Consider the following 17,855-nt stretch of genomic DNA (forward strand, 5'->3'; position numbering starts at 1 on the left):
GGGGTTCTCTCGTTGCTTCGCCGCTTGGAGCCAGCGACAGCAGAAAGAGGTACAGGAGCCTCTCCTGTACCTCGGGACTGTCCCAACCTTAAGGGACACGGATTCTTTTTTTCTAATGAATGACTGTTCCTTGTTCCTTCCGATTGTTCGATCTCCCACCAATTTCCTATGCCTCTGAACGCATCTTATTATAGCGCTCCCGATACTCTTTGGGGGTCTTGCCGTAGTGCTTCTTGAAAGCAGCGCTGAACTCATCTGGTCCTGCATAACCGACGACCACAGCAATTTCGGAGAGCTTCAGTATGTTCTCCTGAAGGAATGGCTCAGCTTTTGCTGCCCTCACACCACCCAAATAGCCACTCAAACTGGAACCGACATGCTGCTTGAACAACCGCGACAAGTCTGCTTCATTCATATGGTATTTGTTCGCCAGGATTGGAAGCCTCAATTCGTAACCATAATTGACCTCCACGTACTTTCTGACCGCCTCAACCAGCAGCACTCCATCCCGGTTTTCAGTCTTCTTCACTTCCTCCATCACAAGCTGAGCCCTTTCGCTGAGATCTTCCAGCAACCATTCACGGGAGCGATGACCGGAAAGCAGCGACTGTCCATTCCATAGATACTTCTGAAGCGAGGAACCGCCGGAAGCATACTTCCCGGCCAGAGCCACCAAGAGCAGCAGGACTCGCAGCGCCAGAAAGTTGTACTCAGCGGCAGAATGATCTTCTACACGCTCATTTGTAAAAATACCTTCCAGTTGTTCACGGACAGCCTGCATCTCGCATAGTTCAATACTTTTGGCCAATTTTCGTTCCATACCTGGGGAGAATGGGGGCAGGGTCTGAAGCTCCGTGCCATTATCAGCATCACCCTCTCTGCTGCGGCACCAATTCGATAGAGCAGATGCAAATCCGTTCTTCAAGTTCTTAAGTCCTCTGAATTCCATCCCGACTCCTGCTGCACTGTCCAGCATCAATTCTGCGCCAGCAGCCTTTTGTAGTTCCTGTAAGAACCGGCTGCTCTTGTTCTCTTGTACAGCCTCCTTCTTAAAAGAGATCAGGAAATACATCATCGCCGGGTTCCCGAAATCGCTGAACGGATAAACACCTTTCCACCTGGCTGCCGTCTCACGGCATAGACTCTGAAAACCCTGATACAGCAATTCGCGCCGTTCTTGCCGCTCAGTCGCCCATGCAGGCGGCAGATGCATCTCCACTGCCACAAACTGCCCCCGCAGGTCATTCCCGGCAAGTGGGACCAATCCCAGCTGCGCAAGCCGTTCTCTTACAGCTCTGGTGCTGTACCACTCCCCCTTCACCAGTTGCAGCAGATAATCCTCCTGTAGAAGCCACAGCTGCTCGCTTCGTACAGCCGTTTTCGCTTTCAACCTGGAAGGCTGAGCAGAGGCCTGTCCTTCGCGAAGATCAGCGGCAAGTTTGGCAAGCAGTGCATTCAGTTCGTCTCGCGCAACAGGCTTCAGCAAGTAATCCTTCACGCCAAGCCTGACGGCTTCGCGCAGATCCTCAAAGTCAGAGTATCCCGACAGCGCCACTGTCCGCAGACCGGGATACTTTTCCTTGCATATCCGGATGAATTCGATTCCTTCCATCTGCGGCATCCGCATATCCGAAATGATTACCTGGGGCAAGGGCTTTCGCTTCAATAGCTTCAACGCTTCGCTCGCGCTCCCCGCCTCTGACACAATCTCGAACCCCGCAGCCTTCCAGTCAATCTTGGACTTGATGCTGCTGCGAACACTCTTCTCATCGTCAACTAGCATTACCCCGTACATTCTTTCAGCCCCTTGTTCAGAACGACGTACACGCTGTCTGCCGTTCAGGGAAAGCAGCCCACGTGCTCATTTATAATTAACAGTATGTTCCAAACAACAGGAAACCAGACGAATACAGGCATCTTTATTAAAAAGGGTTGTCCCAAAAGTGCACGGTCCCCTTCATGTAGAAAAAAATATTCATACACCCTGCTACGAGAGAGGGGATTTGTCATACTAATTCAAAAAGGTGATGTGGTAGAGCCAGCTTGCTTCTTGTTCTGTCTGGTAACGGACCCCAGAGACGTTATCTCCGAATAACCCGACCATTTCAGAAAATAACGGACTCCAAAGACGTTATGAGCAGAAATCCTGTATGAAATCCACTGTTTGGGAGGAAATAGCGTCCCCTAAGTCCGTTACATGTTCCAGATGCTGCTTGATGTGCAGATAACGACGATAGGGTCCGTTAGCCCCCATGCATGAGCTTCAACCTTCTGAGGCAATTCGTTAGCAATTCGTTTGCCTTTCGTTAGCCTTTCGTTTGCCCCTCCCTTGCTCAAGAGGCGTCGACCACAAAAAGAACATGGCGGGTTCAGGACTCCTCCTGAGTTACCGCCATGTTCTTTTTAAACATTATTTTTATGCAAATGGGCTGTTCTCAACAAAGAATATACCCAAGCTGTGGGACCGCCCCAACACATGCTATAAGAACAACTTTCGCTCCTTGTCGCTCTCTGTTACCTTCTTGCATTCGCCTTATAGCAGCTTGTTCTAAATTTTAAATTTCTCAACAAGTGCCAGCATTTCCTTGGCACTCTGTGTGTTAGCATCTGCCATCGCGGCTTCTTCAAAGCTCTTTTCCACAATATCCGCCGTTTTTACTGCAATATCCTGCACGCCAACGGCGCCTTCATTCACTGTTGCCGCCACTTGATTTACAGCAACGGTAATGCTCGTTATACCCTCACTCAAGTGATCCGCAGCGGATTCGAATTGATGCATCAGTGCATTGACCATCTGAGCATCCGTATTATAGCGCTCACTGACTTCTACCAGTCGCCCGTAGTCTCCCAGTACATTTTGGTCGATAAAATCAAGGATCGCCTCGGAGTTGTCTTTCATCTGCTCAACAGAAGAATGTACATTCTGCACAACGCCCTGAATACCAGCCGCTGTCGCAGAGGATTTCTCAGCCAGCTTACGAATCTCCCCGGCTACCACCGCGAATCCCCTGCCTGCTTCTCCCGCCCGCGCAGCCTCGATCGCCGCATTCAAGGCCAAAAGATTCGTCTGACTCGTAATCGAGAGAATCGTATCGGTCAGTACATTGATCTCCGCAATGGCATGGGAGCGCTCGATCGCTTTTTCCATATCGGTACGTACAGATTCATAGATCGCTTTGGCCTTATCCGTAGATGACATCGCATCATGCTGGAGTGCCAGCGCCCGCTGCGTAATCTGGCTGGACACTTCTGCACCCTCCCTGGCTCTACCGGAAATCATATGTACATGGGTCTCAATCTCATGGATGGCTGCTGTCATTTCCTCAGTTGAAGCCGCCGTCTCCTCCATACCCGCTGACAGCTGCTCTGCTGTGGTCGAGTTGTCATGCGCATTTTCGCGCACCTCACTTGATAGCTTCTCCAGCGTTTCAGCATTGCCCAGCACCTTGGTCGAGATCGCAAGCAGGCTGCCAGCCATCTCCCGAAGCACTACTCGTGTCTCGAACATTGCCTTGGCAATGGTGCCTGTCTCATCCCTATTCTTTTTCAAATACTCGTACTGTGCATCATACTTCAGGTCCAGCTTGGCCGTCCGATTAATCATCTCAGTCAGCTTAACAATCGGAGACGAGATTCTACCTGCCAGCCATAATCCGGTGATCAAAGTAACCAACAAAATCCCCAGACCCAGCAGCAAAATGAACTTCGTCATCTCCTCAGCCGGTTTCTTGATTTCGTGAATATCGCCGGTCAATACCAGTGTCCATTTCGTATCCGGAAGCACCGTGTAAGAGGCTTTCTTCTCCGAACCTTTATATACATATTCCACAGAAGCGTTCTTTGGCATAACCCCAGCTTTGACCTGCTCTACGACAGACTTGATTTGTGCGTTCTCCACAGCGGTTCCAACTTTACTCTCATCGGGATGATAGAGAATAATTCCTGTCTCATCCACAAGGTAGGCATAGGAAGATGGGGCATTAACTGCTTTGGTATTATCCAAATATTGCGTGATACTATTGGCCGTTACGGCAGAGGCTGTGAATCCGACCATTTTGCCGTCACTTTTCACCGGGTGAACAAAAGCAATTATGAACGCACCCGTCGATTTCGATTTTAGCGTCTCGCTGATCACCGGCGCACCGGAGGCCAGCACGCTTTTCGTATAGGCTCTATCCCCTACGCTAACTCCCAGTAATTTCGTGTCGCTGTCTCCGACGATCGTCCCATTCATATCAACCACAAACATATGCTCCAGATTGCCGGCGTCTTTCACCAGGCCCTGCAGCCTATTGTTCACCTCGTTTTGCAAAGGGTCGCCAGCCTGAATGGCTCCTTTACCCGCTTTGTGGAGCAGTTCGGCGATCTCCGTCTGTCCGGCAACCAATGCAATACTTCTCTTTTCCTTGTCGATCATGGCTTCAATATTCTCTGCTTTGTTGTCCGTAACTTGCTCCATTGAAGATTCTGTGAGATTGAGTATCGTGTGGGTTGACTTGTTGTAGGTAAATATACCCATTACTGCAGTGGAAAACAGTGTTACTGCAATCAGCATAACCGATAATTTCATTCGAATCTTCATCGTACTCGACACCCTTCCGGCATGATCTAATCTTGTCAGGAATTCAATTATTGCAATCAATTTTATTACCATTACTATCGGATGTGGGCCCGGGTTAATGAATATAAAAAGTCGAAAAACAATAAAATAGATCATATTTTGTCGAAATGTAAATTTTAATGTTTTAAAAGTTTAAATGAATGAAAAAAAGGCGGTGTTCCCACCGCCCTGCCTGGTCTTTCATCCTACTTTATGAGGTAGTATCCGGTTCTTTAGACCTTTTGCGGAAACAAAGCATCCCTCGCTGGACAAGGCTGCTTATCCAGAAATTGAGCCAGTGGTCCTGGCATGTTGCTGTACAGATCTTTAAGAGAAGTTCCATTATAAATGTTGCCGATGATAACAGGATGACACAGTTCGGAGATCAGGATATCACCGTTGCCATGCAAATGGAGCTGTTTCTTGCCTTCGATGCAATGCGGGAAATATACTCCCGGCTGTTCCTGAAAGCCCATCTCCTCCATAAAGCGGTCCATGCAAGTAAAGTAGAGTGTGGTATCGTCCTTTTTACGCGAAATCAAATCGTTCACAGCCTGCTTAAGCTGCTCCCGGGCGGCAATGGCTTTCCAACCGGTATGTCCCATGATGATGCTGTTCTGAATCTCATGAGTACGTACACCCATATCATAGACGTGATCACTAATTTCCTTCATGTTATCCTGGGTTTCGCTGAACAGCAGCGTCTCCAGTACGGTGTCCACCGGGGTCGCCGCGAAAAGGCTGATATTTTCTCTAATCTTCTTATAGATACTTGGGTGAATATTATAATACTTGGAAAAGGCCTCCGCCGTAGTGAAGTTGAAGGAGATATGTATAGTGGTCAATCCAGCTTCCACCAATTTATCAATTCGTTCGGCGCTAAGCAGACTGCCATTGGAGTTCAACTGCGTCTGAATGCCGCGTGAGGCACAGTAAGCTACAATTTCTACGCAATCCTGATATTTCAACGTTACTTCACCGCCGGACAGACGTACTCTTTTGAGCCCGGGCAATTCTTCCAGAATACGAATCACTTCCTTGCCATCGATACTTTGCCCGTCATTCCGGTTGTAGGCACAGCAGTAATCGCAGCGGAAATTACAGTTAGAGGTGACCCCAACTTCCAGCCCCTCCAGTTCGTATGTTAACGGTTTATCCAGCTCCAGAGATTTATATTTCATGTTCACAAGTCCTCCTGCAAAATAGTAAGTATGATAAATGAATTCAACCTTAGTGATTATAAAGGTTTGCAGAGCAGGTTTATGTGACTTTTATTCTATGTAGACCGAAACCAAATTAGATAGCGCTCCTACAGTTCCAATCTCCCCCCTTCGTTCCTCCTCGCTTTTTGTTACATTCTTTTGTTCTTCTTATAAATACAAAAACAACCACAGCAAAAACCCCCTCACAACTTCGAGGGGGTTCCGCTTCATTATCTTATCTATTACAAATGATCGTTCTATTTGCTGTTCAGAAAAGCCTTAGGCGACACATAGATGAATCGTTCCGCCCGGGCCATCACATGGAATTTCTGCTCCGGGAAATGACGGTAGAGATAATCCACAAAGTAGCCCGGATTCTCGGCATTTCCAGCAAAAATATCATAGTGCAGCGGGATAACCGTCTCGAATCCCGCTACGGCCGCGAACTCGACAGCCTCCCGGTAATCCATATTGCCGGCAATATCGCGCTGGTTGCGGAAATAATCACGCCCGTTGATTGGCAGCATCGCCAAATCAATGGTCTGACGGCTGACTGTCTCAATTAACTCTGGGAATAACACGGTGTCCCCGGCATGATAGAGCGTGACTCCATTCAGCTGAAGAATGTATCCGACATAATGCGGAAGTCCTTCGCTGTCTCTGTCCAACTGCTCATGCGAGGCTGTGACAGGCAATACCTTCAGTTTAGGTCCGAGTTCTATCCAGTTCTCCGGATTCGCAGTCAGCAGTTGATCTTCCTGCACACCCAGTTCGTGCAGCGGTGCTGCGCATACGGCCGGAGCCATAAAGCGGACATCGGCATTGTTCTTCACGATGGAAGGAATCGAACCTGTATCCAGATGGTCAAGATGATCATGTGTAATCAAGCAGATATCAGCGTTCGTGATATCTTCAGGTCCGATCGGCGCGGGATACGTGCGATGCGGATTCTCGGATACATACGGATCTATGTAGACGGTAAGGCCGTCTCCTTTGATAATGACACTTTCCTGCCCAAGAAACCATACCGCCAGAGTACCGTAAGGAACCTCTGTTTCATTTACTTCCTGGATAATTATTTGACCTTTACGCGAGTTCTGTGTATTCATAGCTGTCTCCTGCCTTTCTGCTTGAAGCCTGCTGCTATCCTGTTCAACAGACGTTTTTTCGGATGCATATCCCTAGAATTCCACGGATTTGCTCATTTCAGCCAAGGCTGGTTGCCCGATAATGCCGATCCGCCAGATAGCAATGCCTTTGAGACCATATCGCTTAGCCAACCCGATCTTGGCATTAACTGAGCTCTCATTCTCGCTATATACGGAAATACCGAGAATCAGCTTGTCCTTGTTGACCTGCTGCAGGGCTAGCCGGATACCCTCATCGACCTTGTTAATCGGTTCAGGCCGGGATTCATCCTCATAGGCATAAGCCATAATGATCAGGTCATCCGCTACGCTTCCGAGTGTCTTGTAATCATAACCTTTATAAGAGCTATTAAGCGGGTGAAGAATAACGGTAAGCTTCAAGCCTGCTGCCTTGGCTTTGGTGGACAGGTTCTTCACAAAAGCATTGTACTCTCCCTGAACCTTGGCCTTGTCCCCCGTAAGTCCGAGACCCTCTAAATCGAGTGCAATACCTTTAAACCCTTTTTGGGACGCGGTATCCACAATACTGGTTATAGTCTGCTCCTGAAGCACCTTGTCCTCCAGGTTCTTAGTCAGCTCAAGCTTCCCATCCACTGAATAGACCATCAGGTAAGGCTCGGTTCCTCCGGCAGCCGCATCCAGAACAAGAGATTCCGGTGTCACATCTCCCGCTGGCTTCGGCCATCTGAAATCATCACCTGTGGTTGTAAAATTCCCGCTGCGGTCAATCCGGCTCCAGCCGAAAGCTACGGCGTCGAAGCTCGGGATCAGCGACACCTCGCCATAAGCTCCCTGTGCGTAGAAGCCGAGCTTATACATGTCCGTCTTCGGCGAAGTGATAGAGACCGTCTTGGTGGCCTGATCCCAGGTCACCGCCGCACCGAACTGCCCGCTGAAGAAGCTCAGCGGAATCATCGTGGTACCACGCACATTTTGCGGAGCGACGGCTAGCTTGACCGTCCCGCCATTAACGGTGGCATCCTTGCTGCCGAGTGTAAGCACAACTACCTTGGCGTCAGCAGCATCCACCTTGGTGGCTGTGATCTGCTTGGCACCCTGATTCCACTCTACCTTGATGCCCAGAGCCTCAGATATCGCCCGGAAGGGCACCATGGTCGTTCCATTCATCATAGCTGGCTCCACCGGGAAGGGTAAGGGATATCCGTCCAGGATGATCTTTACCCCATCAGATGCTCCGGCGGCCTCGGTAGTACTTGCCTGCAGGGCTGAGGCACTGCCCAAGGTGATAGCGAGGCATAATAAGAGTTTGCTGAACCGTTTCATAAGGAGTCTCCAATCTAAGAGAATATGAATTTTCAGTTTGCTATTCTATTTTTCTCCCTATCATTTTACCAAATATGATATATATAGCAAATTAAAGAAGACAAAGTGCATGTTTATATGAAGGCACTGAGGAACACACCCACCGCACGCTCCGTATCAACCTCAACTGCTACCTCGATGAACTCTCCAACTTTAGGCTGAGGACGCAGATCTGCAACGACCATACCAGCAGTATGTTCTCCCTTGCACTCCACCCGTACTTTCATCTGACGAGTTGTGACTAGGTCCGGTTGCAAAGCTACCATCAATGCTAAAGGATCATGCAGCGGCGCGCTTTCGATGAAATAGTTCACTTCCTGATAGAATTTGAAATAGTGAGATAGCGACTCTTCCATGAACGCGATGATCTCCCGATTCTCTTCCCGTCCCTGACGCTGTAGGAGATTCAGGTGCTCCCGCGTAATAACCGTCTTCTGAGTAACATCCAGTCCTACCATCGTCAGTGGCAGACCCGAGGTGAATACATGGTCGGCTGCCTCAGGATCTCCCCATATATTGGCTTCCGCTACTGGCGTTTTGTTCCCCGGTCTGAAGACTGTGCCCCCCATCACAACAACCTTCTTCAACAGATTCTTCAGATTCGGTTCCAGCTCCAAAGCATGCGACAGGTTTGTCAGATGGGCCAGCGTGACCAGTACGATCTCACCGGGATTCTCCTTGGCAATGCGAACGATAAACTCCGCTGCTGTTTCTTTGACCGGTTGCTGGCTGGAGGAAGCCAGTTCCACCCCGCCGATCCCGTTCTCACCATGAACGCCGGTTGCATATCCTGCGGTCTTTTTCGCTAATGCTGTGCCTGCACCAACGGCAACCGGAATCTCATACCCAGGCTGTGCCAGTGCCAGCAGTCGGAGCGTATTCTCCGTAGCCTGCTCCACATCCACATTTCCAAAAATAGTCGTAATCCCCTCGATCACCACATTCGGTGCCTTCAAGGCATATAAAATCGCCAATGCATCGTCTATCCCTGTGTCTACATCTAAAATGAGTCTAGTTTGATTCATCACTGTTGCCTCCTTATAAAATACATAATGTTATTGTCCGTTTATGGTACCGGCAGCTCTGACAAAGCGCTCCAGCGCTTCCTGCAGCGTGGAACGGGGACAGGCGAGATTGATCCGCAGATAACCTTCGCCCTCGGTGCCGAAGATCGAGCCTTCATTGAAGGCGATCTGGGCTTCCTTGTACATTAACTTCTTGAGGCCCGGAACATCTAGTCCAAGTGCACGGCAGTCAATCCATAACAGGTATGTCCCATCCGGACGGGTAATGCCGATCTGCGGCAGATGACGTTTCAAATAATCGGTTGCATATTCTACATTGCCGGCAATGTATTGAATTAGCTCCTCCAGCCAATCTTCGCTTTCATTGTAAGCAGCCTTAACGACCTCAGCGGCAAAATAACCAAGATTGTTAAGCCCCAGCGCATTCAGTCTACGCTTGAATTTTCGCCGCAGCACTGGGTTAGAAGCCACAATAATAGAGGTTTGCAGTCCCGGCAGATTGAAGGTCTTCGTCACAGACAGTGCTGTCACCGTGATGTCCGCCAGTTCCGGAGACAACCTAGCAAACGAGAGGTATTTATGACCCTGAAACTCCATATCGCAATGAATACCATCCGAGATAACCGTCACTCCATACCGCAGACATAACTCACCTAGACGCAGCAATTCATCACGTTCCCATATCCGGCCGACAGGATTATGCGGACTACACAGAATCATCAGTTTTGCTCCGTCCTGCATTAATCTCTCCAGACCTTCATAATCCATCTCATAACGGCCATCGCACTGCAAAAGCGGATTCTTGACCAACGTCCGGCCATTCATTTCGATCACATCGTAGAATGGGTGATACACAGGTGTCTGAATAATCACTCCATCCCCCGGCCCGCTGAATAGTTCCACACACAATCCCAAGCTGACTACGACACCCGGTGAATTTACGATCCACTCCGGCTTCAGTGCCCAGTCATGCCTTCTCCCAAACCAGGAGATAATCGCTTCCTGATAGGAGTCATCACTGATGCTATATCCATAAAGTCCCTGCTCCGCACGACGCAGCAGCGCCTCCTTCACGGCAGGCGGGCTTTCAAAGTCCATATCAGCTACCCACAAAGGCAGAATATCCTCATTCCCAAACAGCTTTCCGCATTCATCCCATTTGACGGAACCCGTATTGCGGCGGTTAATTATACGTTCAAAATCATACTTCAACTATCGTCACCTCATCATCTTGTTGTTCAAATATTGTAACATGGGGCGGGCAAATTAAACATGCATCCCTCTGATGACAGCAAAAAGACGGCATCTAAGCGTGCCGCCTTTTCCAGAAATTATATTTTTGCTCCCGAGCCCGCAATGGTCCGACCCACCTGCTCCAGGATATCGGAGAGGGACGCCGGATCATGCACGTCATAGTCATCAATGTTCAGGCGCAGCACCGGACAAGCCTTGAATTCATCAATCCATATCGAATACCGGCGGTGCATCTGCTCCCAGTAAGAAACATCTGTCTGAATCTCCATCTCACGGCCACGTTCATTAATCCGGGTTAGGATGGATGGCAGACTGCCCTCAATGTAGATCAGCACATCCGGGTGCGGGAAGTACGGAGTCATTACCATGGCTTCATAAAGACTGGTGTAGGTCTCATAATCCGTCTTGGACATCGTCCCTTGATCTGCATGCATTTTGGCAAAAATACCAGTGTCCTCATAAATGGAACGGTCCTGCACGAACCCTCCGCCCATCTCGAACATCTTCTTCTGCTCCTTGAAGCGTTCAGCCAGAAAATAGATTTGCAGGTGGAAGCTCCACCGCTCAAAATCATGATAGAACTTCTCCAGGTAAGGGTTATGATCCACCTGCTCCAGTGAGGTCTGGAAGCCAAGCCGGCTCGCCAGCGCACCTGTCAATGTCGATTTTCCTACACCCACGGTTCCGGCCACCGTTATGATTGCGTTCTCCGGGATTTGATATTGGTTCATTCCATAAGCTCCTTTACTTTTGCGGCAATTTCTTCATAATGCATCCGATTCTCCACGAAATCGACCGTATTGCCATCTATGGTCATAATAATAGTGGACGGCTCACGGGCAGCCAGGGAACTCATCGCATCATCGTAATCCTCGATCAGCTGCTGCAGATAGGCCTTGTCCATCCCTTCTTCAAAAGAACGGCCGCGCTTAGCAATTCTAGCCAGCAAGGTATCAAGATCTGCTCTTATATATATAATGATATCCGGCTTTGGCAGATCATCAGTAAGCACATGATAGATTTGGCGGTACTTGTCCCGCTTCGTCCCCTTCAGCGTCCGCTCGCTAAAAATCAGATTCTTATAAATATGGTAATCCGAAATCACCGGCTTGCCCTTCTCTATGTACTGGGTAATCGTATCCTCCAATTGCTTGTACCGATTGCAGAGAAAGAACATCTCCAGTTGAAAGCTCCAATCGTCCATGTTCTGATAGAACTTGTCTAGGAACAGATTCTCTTCAACAATTTCCTTAATAATAGGAAGGCGTAATGTCTCTGCAAGCATCGAAGACAGCGTTGTTTTCCCTGCTCCGATCGGACCTTCCACGGCAATAAATGGCGCTTGTCTCATTGATGCTGAATTCCTCCTCCAAATACGGACCCCTGCTCTAAAAACAGACTGATTTATTGTATCATAGCAGCATCTATTTTCGCATAATAAAAATTTTAAATGATAGCTTCAGACCGTAATCTTCCCTGCATGGCCTTCTAAGATACGTATGAGTTTCTAGCTGTCCAGAAGGAAACTTTTTGAGCAAAAATGCGTCTAACTCTAGGAGAAAAACATCCTATATTTTCCCAATTAGAACGTTCGAGGTGCAAAACAAATGAATAAAAAAACATTGTTTCTCAGTCTCATGTTGGGCCTCACGCTGGCCGCAAGCGCTTCTATCGTCAGTGCTGAATCTGCTCCCGCCAGTAAAATCACGTCCTACAGTCAAGACTCCCTCATCAAAAGCGATGGCAGTCTGTGGGTATGGAGCTACAATCAGCCTGTGCCAACCCAAATCTCTGGTTTATCCGATGTGCAGGCCATGTTTGACGACGGATATGTACTGAAGAAGGATGGCTCCGTCTGGCTGTGGGAACGGAAAGGCCGTGATCTGATCATTGAACTGGTCCCTGTCAAAGGATTGGAACGGATTATTGATGTCTTCCGCTATGGACACACCACACTGGCCCTGAATGAGCAGGGCGACGTATTCGCCTCCATTCCAAATCAGGAGGAATGGGACCCCGCAACCTTTACTCCAGTAACTGGGATCGATAATGTAGCGGATATACAAGGATATTATGCTTTTGAAGAGGAACAGTACATCTTTTTGAAGAAAGACGGGTCTGTCTGGAAGGATAATAACCGATTACAGACCTTTGAGCCGGTTCAGGGGCTGAACAACGTGGTGCAGATTGCGCATAATATGGCCCTTAAGGGGGACGGCACTGTCTGGACCTGGCCCGCCACCTTTGAACGGAAGAGTGCAAAACCAAAGGCCATGACCCCGGTGCAGCTTCAACCGCTATCCAACATTAAAGCCATCAGGCATAATAGCTACTCCAACACTGCGATTGATGGGGGCTCCCGTCTCTGGTTCTGGGGGGCGACCATCACGGGTGTATCGGATGGAACTACACGGAACGATAATCCGGTACCTGTTCTCCTGAGCGGGATCAAGCATGTGCAGGATGCTTTTGTCGTGGAGAACTCTCTTCTTGCCCTGACCACGGACGGCAAGCTCTTCGCCGCCTCCACCTACCGCACCTCCATGCCTGCGGATGCCGAATTTGAACAGATTTTCTCGGATGTACAATCCATCCGCAGTGGTCCGCGCCATATCATTATGCAGAAGCAGGACGGCACACTCTGGGGCTGGGGTGTGAACAAGCATGCTGAATTGGGTTATGGTGACTATGATTTCAGCCATTATAAGCCAGTACCTGTACAGAATCCGATCTCGGTCTCGCTAAACGGTGAGAATGTAGCGCTGACCAGCGGAGTCATTACAAGGAATGGTCAGAATTTCATTCCCCTACGTTCAGTGTTCGAGAAGCTGGGTGCCAAAGTGACCTTTGATCAGATGAACAAATTAGCAACTGTGGCCCGCACCGAAGACGGCAAGCCTGCCATTACCATCAATGTCAGTGCTACGAGTGGACAGACTAGGGTGAATGATGAGTTAGTTACACTCCAGAATAAACCGTTCAATGTGAATGGCATCCTGTATCTGCCGCTGCGGTTTATCAGTGAAAAGCTGGGTGCAACCGTAGAATGGATCTCCCAGGAAGATCGGATTGCCATCACCATGAAGTAAGCAGAGCAACGAATATTAGCTGAGCTTAAGAATTAAGCATCCCGAACTGAACAAACTCTGTCTATTAGAGTTTTATCGCTTCATCGTTGGCTTCTTAAGTTCACTCCATAAGGCAATTACTTAAGCCACAAAACAACAAAGGAGCTTCCTCAAGCCGTAAACCGGCTATTGGAAGCTCCCTTTAATTACGTATAGGATTAGGACAGACGGCCGCTGAAATCCTCGAATTGGAATTCGCGGATAACCTTGATGCCCTCTTCTTCGTTATAGGAAGCAATGGCCGGCAAATTCACACCGTTGAACATGTGATTCTTCACCATGGAGTAGTGTGCCATATCCAGGAACACCAGCTTATCACCGTACTTCAAAGGCTCCTTGAAGGAGTAGTCGCCAATGACGTCTCCTGCGAGACAAGTCATGCCGCCCAATCTGTACGTATACGGATGCTCACCCGGCTCACCAGCTCCAATAATACCAGGACGGTAAGGCATAGCCAGAACGTCTGGCATATGACACTCTGCGGAGGTATCTAGAATGGCAATATCCATTCCATTGTGCATCACGTCGAGAACAGTAGCTACCAGATATCCGGTGTTCAGAGCAACTGCTTCGCCCGGCTCCAGATAAATCTCCAGATCATACTTCTCTTTCATGTACACAATACAGCGAACTAGGGTATCCAGATCATAGTCCGGACGGGTAATATGATGTCCGCCGCCGAAGTTCAGCCATTTCATACCATGCAGGTATTCACCGAACTTCTCTTCAACGACCTTCAGCGTCCGCTCCAAGGTATCGGAGTTCTGCTCACACATCGTGTGGAAATGCAGTCCATCAATACCTTCCAGCTCTTCCGGACGGAAGTTCGGCAGGGTTACACCCATTCTCGAGAAGTTGTAGCACGGATCATATAGCGGAATTTCAAGCTCCGAATATTCCGGATTAACGCGAATACCGCAGCTGATCTTCTTCGGTGCATTTTGTACCCGGTCCTTGAACCGGCTCCATTGATCGAAGGAGTTAAACACAATATGATCACTGTAGCTCATGATTTCGTCGAACTCACGGTCCATGTAAGCCGGAGCGTAGACATGAACTTCTTTGCCCATTTTCTCATAGCCAAGTCTGGCCTCGAACAAGGAGCTGGAAGTCACGCCATGCAGGTACTTGCCGACGAGCGGATACATGGAGTGCATAGAGAAACCCTTCTGGGCCAAGAGGATCTTGGCGCCAGAACGTTCCTGCACAGAATTCAAAACTTCAAGGTTGCGTACCAGCAATCTCTCATCCACAAGATAGCTGGGCGACGGCAGGCTGCTGATGTCGATACCGATTTCCTTCATTGGCCTTAGTCAAGCAGCGTTGGCGAGAAATCTTCTTGCCAAGGCAATCCTTGTTTGTTCAGTTGCTCCATGAATGGGTCTGGATCGAACTCTTCAACGTTGTATACGCCTGGTTTGTTCCAGATGCCTTTCAGGATCATCATTGCACCGATCATCGCCGGTACGCCTGTTGTGTAGGAGATCGCTTGGGAGCCTACTTCTGCGTAGCACTCTTGGTGATCGCATACGTTGTATACATAGTAAGTCTTAGGTTGGCCGTCTTTAGTACCTTGGATGATACAGCCAATGTTTGTTTTACCCTTAGTTCTTGGTCCCAGGGAAGCTGGGTCTGGCAGAATCGCCTTCAAGAACTGCAAAGGAATGATTTCTTTGCCTTCATATACAATCGGCTCGATGGAAGTCATACCTACATTCTCAAGCACCTTCAGGTGATTCAGGTAGTTCTGCGAGAAGGTCATCCAGAAACGGATCTTCTTCACGCCCTTGATGTTAACTGCGAGGGATTCCAATTCCTCATGGTACAACAGGTAAATGTCCTTTGGACCGATTTCCGGAAGGTCATATACTTTTTTCTCAGACAACGGTGGCGTTTCGATCCATTTGCCATCCTCGAAGTAACGTCCGTTTGCGGTAATTTCACGAATATTTATTTCAGGATTGAAGTTGGTTGCGAACGGGTAACCGTGATCACCTGCATTGGCATCCACAATATCAATCGTATGAATTTCATCAAAGTAGTGCTTTTGTGCATAGGCTGTGAACACGCCTGTCACGCCTGGGTCAAAGCCGCTGCCCAGCAGCGCTGTAAGGCCAGCTTTCTCGAATCTTTCCTTGTAAGCCCATTGCCAGGAGTACTCGAACTTCGCAGTATCCTGTGGTTCGTAGTTTGCAGTATCCACATAGTGAACACCGGTTGCCAGGCAGGCATCCATAATGGTCAGGTCCTGATAAGGGAGAGCCACATTAATGACAACATCCGGCCCGAAGCTCTTGATAAGCTCGATAACTTCCTCCGTATTGTCCGCATCAACTTGTGCCGTCTGAATCTTCGTACGGCCACCATCTAATTTATCTTTCAGCGCGTCGCACTTCGCAACCGTTCTGCTTGCAATACAAATCTCTTCGAACACATCCGGATTCTGGCAGCATTTATGAACAACAACACTGGAAACACCGCCAGCGCCAATAATTAACGCTTTTCCCAAATTAATAACCTCCTAAATTCCATATGCAAAATCAACAAGGCTGATTATACAGAATAGTTCCCAAATAATCAATAAAAACCGACAAAAAATGATATCTTTTGAGTAAAATCTTTGAGTTTCACTGTTAATACTCTACAATTCACCGAAATACACTGAAATGCTCTGTTTTCCTGTGATTATTACTTTTAAATTCAAAAAATCCATACGGCGAGAACTAAAATTAGACAACTAGACTATTGTATCACAGTAACCCACCAGTGGATACGAATTTTTCATAATTCAATGATATAACTCACCTATCCTGCAGATCGGCAAAAATCTTCTTCGTCTGGGAAGGATCTTTGGTATTGTACACCACATAGATATCCGGCAATTTGATCACAATATACGGCGGAGAATTTCTATACGTGTACATTTTAGTTTTCCCGTAGGTGTCAAGCTTGAAGTTGCCTATAGCTACTGTATCCACCCAGATCCCATTTGTGCGTCGTGCGCGCGGCAAAGCATCCACAAGTTTTATCTCCTCAGCATCCTTTATATTGAAGCTATAGTTGTACAGCGGATACTCAATACTCACCTGTCGGTTCTCGCCCAACGCAAAGTGTGGAGTTGAAAATTCTGCCTGAACAGTCATCCAGCCCGTCCCGATAAGGACAACTGGCAAAAATACAAACAGACTGCGATATATGCTTTTACCCACTTTTGTCCCCGTGTTAATCGTTGTGCCGATCCCTATCCGCTTTGGTACCATAAATGAGCTGTCGTTCGGGTTATTATATGTAGTCCCATTAATCCAATACTCATCATCATCGGTAACTAAGACCGCGCCTTCTCCCTGCCCAGCGATGTCCGCCGATAACGTCTGCACTTTGTGGTGTACCAGCAAAATACCGGCCACAGGCAGAACGCTAATGATCAGAGCGCCCGCTATCCATATTGCATTCCCCGGGGAGACCTCCCTCTGAAGAGCATAGGCAAGCGAAACAGCGCTAACGCTGTTTAGAACGGCGAGGCCAAGCCACAGCAGTGACCAGTACCTCAGGACGATCCTGTTGAGTTTCACATTAAGTTCATTGTCCACGCTGAACACCTTTGGTTTCATTTTGCCAAAAACCCGAAATACGATAAGCATCAGTGCCACCGTCGCCAATGCAACCGCTCCGATCACCCGGTTATCGCAGTCTCCCTGCCCCTCTATCATAAATGGAACAGCACCAATGAGCGCAGGCACTATAAACCAAAATGGGGAAATCATCATCCGCTTCTTAAGCAGCGAGAGCTTGGTATCCACACGGACAACCCTTTTCTCTCCGACAAACCATCCGTTTCTCACTTTGATCTCCTTGGCTGCCCGGTGCGCTTTCAGAAAGGGAATCCGAAGTACATACATCATGACAGCTCCCCAGACCATCGTGTAGATATAAGCCAGTGAGACGTACTTAGTCAGGAACAGGAGCGGCAGCAAAGCAAGCAATAGCCATACACTATAGGCAGCGAACCTTTTTTTACTTGTCACCTGCAGACGCGTCAGTTCTTCATCCTCCATCGCTTCAGCCGGCAGGCTCACACCAAACCACAGGCTTTCTCTGGGCTTAAGTTGACTTGCATAAGTGACCAGAATAATCGTGAAGATTAAAAGTCCTATGAACAAAAAGAGAATCTGCAT

At 48.5% G+C, this 17,855-nt stretch carries 13 protein-coding genes; 1 reads left to right on the forward strand and 12 read right to left on the reverse strand.

The window, feature by feature from the left end; all coding sequences use genetic code 11:
- Positions 1 to 166: 166 nt before the first annotated feature.
- From ACFVU8_RS20050 to ACFVU8_RS20090, 9 genes are all read right to left on the reverse strand, one after another.
- Positions 167 to 1,795: a response regulator transcription factor gene (locus tag ACFVU8_RS20050; protein WP_387429640.1), complete on the reverse strand. Its 1,629-nt coding sequence runs from the start codon at positions 1,793 to 1,795 to the stop codon at positions 167 to 169.
- A 753-nt stretch (positions 1,796 to 2,548) separates the two neighbouring features.
- On the reverse strand, positions 2,549 to 4,582 hold the full coding sequence (locus ACFVU8_RS20055) for a methyl-accepting chemotaxis protein (RefSeq protein WP_387429643.1): 2,034 nt from the start codon (positions 4,580 to 4,582) through the stop codon (positions 2,549 to 2,551).
- A 251-nt stretch (positions 4,583 to 4,833) separates the two neighbouring features.
- The gene (locus ACFVU8_RS20060) at positions 4,834 to 5,781 is read right to left on the reverse strand and encodes a radical SAM protein (RefSeq protein WP_379470331.1); all 948 of its coding nucleotides are present in this window, start codon (positions 5,779 to 5,781) and stop codon (positions 4,834 to 4,836) included.
- 278 nt (positions 5,782 to 6,059) lie between these two features.
- Positions 6,060 to 6,911, reverse strand: coding sequence for an MBL fold metallo-hydrolase (locus tag ACFVU8_RS20065; RefSeq protein WP_387429645.1), 852 nt, complete (start codon positions 6,909 to 6,911; stop codon positions 6,060 to 6,062).
- A gap of 72 nt (positions 6,912 to 6,983) precedes the next feature.
- Positions 6,984 to 8,234, reverse strand: coding sequence for a stalk domain-containing protein (locus tag ACFVU8_RS20070; protein WP_387429647.1), 1,251 nt, complete (start codon positions 8,232 to 8,234; stop codon positions 6,984 to 6,986).
- 113 nt (positions 8,235 to 8,347) lie between these two features.
- A complete protein-coding gene (locus ACFVU8_RS20075; RefSeq protein ID WP_387429648.1) occupies positions 8,348 to 9,298 on the reverse strand; it encodes a nucleoside hydrolase in 951 nt (316 codons plus the stop codon).
- Positions 9,299 to 9,328: 30 nt separating this feature from the next.
- A complete protein-coding gene (locus ACFVU8_RS20080) occupies positions 9,329 to 10,510 on the reverse strand; it encodes a MalY/PatB family protein (protein ID WP_387429650.1) in 1,182 nt (393 codons plus the stop codon).
- A 119-nt stretch (positions 10,511 to 10,629) separates the two neighbouring features.
- Positions 10,630 to 11,283 carry a deoxynucleoside kinase gene (locus ACFVU8_RS20085; protein WP_175370427.1) on the reverse strand — a complete coding sequence of 218 codons (654 nt, stop codon included), beginning with the start codon at positions 11,281 to 11,283 and terminating at the stop codon, positions 10,630 to 10,632.
- Positions 11,280 to 11,903 (reverse strand): deoxynucleoside kinase, encoded by a 624-nt coding sequence (locus tag ACFVU8_RS20090; RefSeq protein ID WP_387429653.1) that lies wholly within the window; start codon positions 11,901 to 11,903, stop codon positions 11,280 to 11,282. Before ACFVU8_RS20090 ends, ACFVU8_RS20085 begins: the two co-directional genes overlap by 4 nt.
- Before the next feature lie 256 nt (positions 11,904 to 12,159).
- On the opposite strand from ACFVU8_RS20090, the gene ACFVU8_RS20095 reads away from it, so the two are divergent.
- Positions 12,160 to 13,641: a stalk domain-containing protein gene (locus tag ACFVU8_RS20095; protein ID WP_387429656.1), complete on the forward strand. Its 1,482-nt coding sequence runs from the start codon at positions 12,160 to 12,162 to the stop codon at positions 13,639 to 13,641.
- Between the two features lie 197 nt (positions 13,642 to 13,838).
- Here the strand turns inward: ACFVU8_RS20095 and nspC are convergent, their stop codons facing one another.
- The 3 genes from nspC to ACFVU8_RS20110 form a co-directional block, all read right to left on the reverse strand.
- Entirely contained in the window at positions 13,839 to 14,975 is a 1,137-nt protein-coding gene (nspC, locus tag ACFVU8_RS20100) for a carboxynorspermidine decarboxylase (protein ID WP_387430124.1), read from the reverse strand.
- A gap of 14 nt (positions 14,976 to 14,989) precedes the next feature.
- Positions 14,990 to 16,189, reverse strand: coding sequence for a saccharopine dehydrogenase family protein (locus ACFVU8_RS20105; RefSeq protein ID WP_175370424.1), 1,200 nt, complete (start codon positions 16,187 to 16,189; stop codon positions 14,990 to 14,992).
- 292 nt (positions 16,190 to 16,481) lie between these two features.
- Positions 16,482 to 17,855 (reverse strand): DUF5808 domain-containing protein, encoded by a 1,374-nt coding sequence (locus ACFVU8_RS20110; protein WP_387429657.1) that lies wholly within the window; start codon positions 17,853 to 17,855, stop codon positions 16,482 to 16,484.

This window comes from Paenibacillus sp. NPDC058177 (assembly GCF_042883835.1).
Lineage (GTDB): Bacteria > Bacillota > Bacilli > Paenibacillales > Paenibacillaceae > Paenibacillus_AQ > Paenibacillus_AQ agri.

Bases quoted from the DNA above. Each gene is read 5' to 3' on its own strand.
- ACFVU8_RS20050 (WP_387429640.1), bottom strand. From the start codon at position 1,795: ATGTACGGGGTAATGCTAGTTGACGATGAGAAGAGTGTTCGCAGCAGC.
- ACFVU8_RS20090 (WP_387429653.1), bottom strand. From the start codon at position 11,903: ATGAGACAAGCGCCATTTATTGCCGTGGAAGGTCCGATCGGAGCAGGG.
- ACFVU8_RS20110 (WP_387429657.1), bottom strand. From the start codon at position 17,855: ATGCAGATTCTCTTTTTGTTCATAGGACTTTTAATCTTCACGATTATT.
- ACFVU8_RS20060 (WP_379470331.1), bottom strand. From the start codon at position 5,781: ATGAAATATAAATCTCTGGAGCTGGATAAACCGTTAACATACGAACTG.
- ACFVU8_RS20070 (WP_387429647.1), bottom strand. From the start codon at position 8,234: ATGAAACGGTTCAGCAAACTCTTATTATGCCTCGCTATCACCTTGGGC.
- ACFVU8_RS20065 (WP_387429645.1), bottom strand. From the start codon at position 6,911: ATGAATACACAGAACTCGCGTAAAGGTCAAATAATTATCCAGGAAGTA.
- ACFVU8_RS20095 (WP_387429656.1), top strand. From the start codon at position 12,160: ATGAATAAAAAAACATTGTTTCTCAGTCTCATGTTGGGCCTCACGCTG.
- ACFVU8_RS20075 (WP_387429648.1), bottom strand. From the start codon at position 9,298: ATGAATCAAACTAGACTCATTTTAGATGTAGACACAGGGATAGACGAT.
- ACFVU8_RS20055 (WP_387429643.1), bottom strand. From the start codon at position 4,582: ATGAAGATTCGAATGAAATTATCGGTTATGCTGATTGCAGTAACACTG.
- ACFVU8_RS20085 (WP_175370427.1), bottom strand. From the start codon at position 11,283: ATGAACCAATATCAAATCCCGGAGAACGCAATCATAACGGTGGCCGGA.